This is a genomic window from Bacillus sp. GMs2/2, assembly GCF_050172095.1.
GTDB classification, from domain to species: domain Bacteria; phylum Bacillota; class Bacilli; order Bacillales; family Bacillaceae_G; genus Bacillus_A; species Bacillus_A cereus.
In genome coordinates this window covers 1-5,022 of record NZ_JBNLYE010000291.1, presented here as the reverse complement: position 1 = coordinate 5,022, position 5,022 = coordinate 1, and the positions used below count along the sequence as shown (strand labels likewise).

Genomic DNA, 5,022 nt, shown 5'->3' with positions numbered 1-5,022 from the left:
CCAAACTACAAACAGTTTGGGATTATCTTTCTCATTTATTATGCGCATCTAACCACGAAATTAAATCTTTAAATACTTCATCCTTATTTACTTCATGAAACATTTCATGTCTACCATTTTCATATAAACGTAGTGTCACGTCTTTCACACCACATTTTTTATAGTTTTCATATACTTCTTTTACACCTTTCCCCATATCGCCAACAGGATCACGATCACCAGAGAATATATGTATTGGAAGATTCTTTGGCGTCTTCTTGTATTCTTCTAGTTTATTTACTTCTAATACACCAGAAAATAATTCTCGGTAAAAACTCGTCGTACAAATGAAACCACATAACGGATCCGCAATATATTTATCAACTTGATTATTATCTGAAGATAACCAATCAAATTTTGTACGATTTGGCTTAAAGTTCGAATTGAAGTTTCCGAAAGATAAAAAGTTTAACATTGGACTTTTCGTTTTTGCCCCGCGCAACTTCATTTCGATTGTTGCTACTTTATGACCAATAACTCCTAAAAGCCCTGGATTTCCACCTGTTCCTGAAATCAGAAATCCCTCATATAGTTCACCCCTAAGTTGTACAGCACGTCTTGATAAAAAAGAACCCATACTATGTCCAAGTAAAAACAAAGGACTTGACTGCTCTTCTTTTATCCTTTCTGAAACAAAGATAACATCCGTTACAACTTGATTCCACCCTATATTTGGTTCAAAATGACCATAATCTTCTTCTTTTTTTACTGTTTTCCCATGTCCTTTATGATCATGCGCATAAACACCATACCCTGCTTCCAATAAAGCATCCACAAATTCTGTATACACCCCTGCATGCTCTGTCATGCCATGTGCAATTTGAATAATTCCTCTCGGATCTCCTTCTGGTAACCACTTACGCAAATAAATTTCCGATCCATCCAATGCCGTAACGAAACTTTCCTGTACATTCATTTCGTCAGCTCCCAACTCTATTATGTATACCTTTAAGAGAAATGAATATCCATTCACTTTTCTTATTTTATATTATATGTAATTGCTTTCATTATGACAAATGATGTATTTTTCAGACTTGCTTTCAAACTGATCTCTTGACGAACCTGAAATAAAATTATATAGTTACTTACATAAAGTAACTATATAATTTTTAGGAGGTTTCTACTATTATGATGCCATCATTATTTTTAGCACATGGTTCGCCTATGCTCGCTATTCAAGATACAGACTATACACGATTTTTAAAAACACTTGGAGAAACATATAAACCGAAAACAATTGTTATTTTCACTGCTCACTGGGAAAGTGAAGTATTAACGATTTCCTCATCAGATAACGAGTATGAAACAATTTATGATTTTGGAGGTTTTCCCCCTGAGTTATACGAAATCAAATATCGTGCGAAAGGCTCTTCTAGCATTGCATCTATTTTAGAAACAAAATTTAAGAACAAAGGTATTTCAGTCCATCATAATATGACGAGAGGTTTAGATCATGGTTCATGGACACTCCTGCACCGCATGTATCCAGAAGCAAATATTCCTGTCGTGCAAATATCAGTAAATCCATTCCTTTCTGCAAAAGAACAATTTAAAATTGGAGAAGCACTTAAAGGACTCGGACAAGAAGATATTTTAGTAATCGGGAGTGGTGTTACCGTCCATAACTTACGAGCACTGAAATGGAATCAAACTACACCTGAAAAATGGGCAATTGAATTTGATGATTGGATTATTAAACATATGCAGAATAACGATAAAAATGCATTGTTTAATTGGGAAAAAAATGCTCCTCATGCACAATTAGCAGTACCAAGAGCAGAACATTTTGTTCCTTTATTTATCGCTATGGGAAGTGGTGAAAATAGCGGTGAAGTCATTCACCGTAGTTACGAGCTTGGTACATTAAGTTATCTTTGTCTTCGATTTTAAAGAAAAGGATGAAGCACATGCTGCTTCATCCTTTTTCTTTTTCATTCACTTAGTTAACTAACTTCCAAATGTCGTTTCTCTGATACCTCTTCGTTCTTATTATGAAAATAAACCCAAATACACGCAATAAATAATAGTGATGATGTAGAGAGGAAAACATATTGGAAACCTGCATGCGCTGCAATTTGTCCCCCGAGCACTGGACCAATCATATTTCCTAAAAACTGAAATGATTGATTATATCCAAATATCCGTCCCGTAACATGGGTTGGTGTATGTTGTTTTAGTAGAGTTTGTACGGAAGGTAATAATCCTGCTTGTGCGATACCTAATAAAAATCGAAGAATTAATAGTTGCCAAGCTGAGGTTACAAATGCTTGCGGGATAAAAATAATTCCTGCAGCAAATAACGCTACAACTAAAGTTTTTTGAGGACCGATATGATCTGATAATCTTCCTAGTCTTGGTGCTGCCAAAATAACGGCTAATCCTGTCGCTGACATAACTGCTCCCGCAATTGTTTCAATATGTGCAGTATGAGGGCCTACTAAATTTTTCACGTACAATGTAACAATTGGTTGAACTGACATATTAGCAAGTTGAATAATAAATGTTGTAACAAACAAACTAATAATTAAATGCTTCGCTGGGACCATCGTCCATACTTTTTTCGGCTGTGTTTTTTTTGCTTGAGCAGAGTGATTTTCTTCATGCAAGAAGAAAAAAACGATGAGAAAGGAAAGGAATAAAAAAGCTCCTGTAACAAGAAAGACATGACGCATTCCAATTAATTCAGATAAATAACCTCCAAGTAACGGGCCAAGTAACGAACCGCTTACACCACCAGTTGAAATTGTGGAAATTGCCCAACCTGAATGTTCTTTCGGAGTTTCTGCTGCAATAAATGTCATTGCGGTTGAAAGGAAACCAGATACTGCTCCCATTAAAAATCTTAGTGCGACTAATTGATATACATCCGTTACAAACCCCATAAGCGTCATAATAATCGCCATACCGAGGCTAGCACGAATTAGCATCAATTTCCGTCCATGTATATCACCAAGCTTTCCCCATATTGGTGATACGATCGCACCCATTAAAAATGTTACACCAAATGCAAGTCCCGACCACTGTGCAATGCTTGAAGTGCCAGTTACTCCCAATTCCTCAATATAAAAAGATAAGAAAGGAATTACTAAACTCATACCGGCTGCAGTGGTAAAACAACCTAGCCAACAAATCATTAAATTTCGTTTCCAGCTGGCCATTTTCACACCTTCTTTCTTTAGATACCCATTCTACACCCTTTCTTGTAAAAAGTTTAGTAATTTGCTTTTTATGCAAGATTTACTACAAAACCCGCTATTTTCTAGTAAAAACCACTACATCTCTACATCATTTTCATAATAAAACCAACTCCTTTAGATGAAGTTGGTTACTTATTATCTATCGATATTAAACGAGCATCACAATTTCTCTCGTAAAACTCAATGGGACCTGCTTGTCCAATAATCGCATATTCATATCCATCTTGCTTCATATTATATAAACAATGATGCAATAATTCTTTTCCTACACCTTTCACACGATTTTGTTTCGCTATGCCCATTGGACCAAACAATCCTTTCTTTCCTCTCACTACATCGTAACAGGCGAAACCAATTATCACTTCCTCCTGCTGTGCAATATAGATAGGTAACTTTTCATTATATGTCCGAAATCCATAATCAACCGACTGTAACCACCGTTCACCAAATTCATCCGCCACAAATCGTGATAACTTATCAAAATCAGAAGGACTAGCTCTTCTTACATGACAAAATAATGTATTATAAATAGATTTAAAACTATTTAAATCAACCGCTAAGTCTCTCGGTGCAGCTGTAATACGTAATATATCTTCTTGCATTTGTGTATGTATAAATTCACCAATATCTGTATCTACACGAAATAATGCATACATAATATGTCCTTCATTGATTACTACTTGCTGAAAGCGTTCCATACGTTTCTTCGCTATTTGTAAAATTTCTATCGCATTATAAGATAGTTTATATTGCTCTATTTTTTTATACTCTTGATTATGTAAATCGAATCGTTTTCGTAACGAAAGTTTTTCTAAAAAATCTGGACCGACTTTATGAAACAAATACATAAATAACTCAGCGCAAACTCCTGTACCTTCTTTACACATACCTATAAACAGATGGACCGGGTGAATTATGCTACACTCACTCTCTTCTGCTGCAATCTCCAATATTTTATGCACACGTTTTGTAAATTGAAATTCCTCCATATGTGTTTCCATCCTCTACTAATTTACTAACAAACCGTAACCATAAATAATTGAAACAATTACACCCACTACTAATATACCTGGAAGTAAATTTGCCACTTTAATTTTAATAAATCCGAGTAAGTTTAATCCGATAGCAGATATCATAATGCCGCCCGTAGCCGTCATCTCCACTATAAATTGGTTCATTAATTCTTTTGGGACAAAACTATTAATTTGTGTTGCAAAAACTGCAATACCACCTTCATATAAAACAACTGGAATCGCCGAAAATACTACGCCAATTCCTAGAGTTGTCGTTAATATAATAGAAATAAATCCATCGATAATTGCCTTGGTAAATAAAATATTATGATTTCCGCGAATCCCACTGTCAAGTGCACCAAGTATCCCCATCGCACCAATTGCAAAAATTAAAGTAGCTGTTACAAAACCTTCTGATATGCTTCCTTTCCCCTTCGATCCAACTTTATTTTCTAGCCAATCCCCTAAATGTTTTAACTTTTCTTCTAATTGTAACCATTCTCCAATTACCGTACCAATCACTAAACTCAGTATGACAACAAGAAAGTTTTCACTTTTTAATGCCATTTGAAGCCCAAGCACAGTAACCGCTAAACCGATTGCGTGCATTATCGTCCCTTTCATACTTTCTGGAATCCTACTAAATAATTTACCAAGTAAAGTACCAAATATAATACAAATCCCATTTACAACTGCTCCTAATATAACCATTTCTCATTCTTCACCCTTCGAATTCTTTATTTCTATATTTTGGTTTATACATTGATTTACAG

Annotated in this window: 5 protein-coding genes; 1 reads left to right on the top strand and 4 read right to left on the bottom strand. The window is 35.1% G+C overall.

What is annotated here, in order from left to right:
• Positions 1–31: 31 nt before the first annotated feature.
• The gene (locus tag ACQGS6_RS22680; RefSeq protein WP_001102591.1) at positions 32–955 is read right to left on the bottom strand and encodes an alpha/beta hydrolase; all 924 of its coding nucleotides are present in this window, start codon (positions 953–955) and stop codon (positions 32–34) included.
• A gap of 212 nt (positions 956–1,167) precedes the next feature.
• On the opposite strand from ACQGS6_RS22680, the gene ACQGS6_RS22675 reads away from it, so the two are divergent.
• Positions 1,168–1,929: a DODA-type extradiol aromatic ring-opening family dioxygenase gene (locus ACQGS6_RS22675; protein ID WP_426965640.1), complete on the top strand. Its 762-nt coding sequence runs from the start codon at positions 1,168–1,170 to the stop codon at positions 1,927–1,929.
• Between the two features lie 53 nt (positions 1,930–1,982).
• On the opposite strand, the gene ACQGS6_RS22670 is transcribed toward ACQGS6_RS22675, so the two are convergent.
• From ACQGS6_RS22670 to ACQGS6_RS22660, 3 genes are all read right to left on the bottom strand, one after another.
• On the bottom strand, positions 1,983–3,197 hold the full coding sequence (locus ACQGS6_RS22670) for a multidrug efflux MFS transporter (RefSeq protein ID WP_000179303.1): 1,215 nt from the start codon (positions 3,195–3,197) through the stop codon (positions 1,983–1,985).
• A 167-nt stretch (positions 3,198–3,364) separates the two neighbouring features.
• On the bottom strand, positions 3,365–4,225 hold the full coding sequence (locus tag ACQGS6_RS22665) for a GNAT family N-acetyltransferase (RefSeq protein ID WP_242784639.1): 861 nt from the start codon (positions 4,223–4,225) through the stop codon (positions 3,365–3,367).
• An 18-nt stretch (positions 4,226–4,243) separates the two neighbouring features.
• Positions 4,244–4,960, bottom strand: a complete 717-nt coding sequence (locus tag ACQGS6_RS22660; protein WP_000236035.1) for a DUF554 domain-containing protein — start codon at positions 4,958–4,960, stop codon at positions 4,244–4,246.
• Positions 4,961–5,022 lie beyond the last annotated feature (62 nt).

Coding starts and splice junctions, on each gene's coding strand:
- ACQGS6_RS22680 (WP_001102591.1), bottom strand. CDS start 955: ATGAATGTACAGGAAAGTTTCGTTACGGCATTGGATGGATCGGAAATT.
- ACQGS6_RS22675 (WP_426965640.1), top strand. CDS start 1,168: ATGATGCCATCATTATTTTTAGCACATGGTTCGCCTATGCTCGCTATT.
- ACQGS6_RS22670 (WP_000179303.1), bottom strand. CDS start 3,197: ATGGCCAGCTGGAAACGAAATTTAATGATTTGTTGGCTAGGTTGTTTT.
- ACQGS6_RS22665 (WP_242784639.1), bottom strand. CDS start 4,225: ATGGAGGAATTTCAATTTACAAAACGTGTGCATAAAATATTGGAGATT.
- ACQGS6_RS22660 (WP_000236035.1), bottom strand. CDS start 4,960: ATGGTTATATTAGGAGCAGTTGTAAATGGGATTTGTATTATATTTGGT.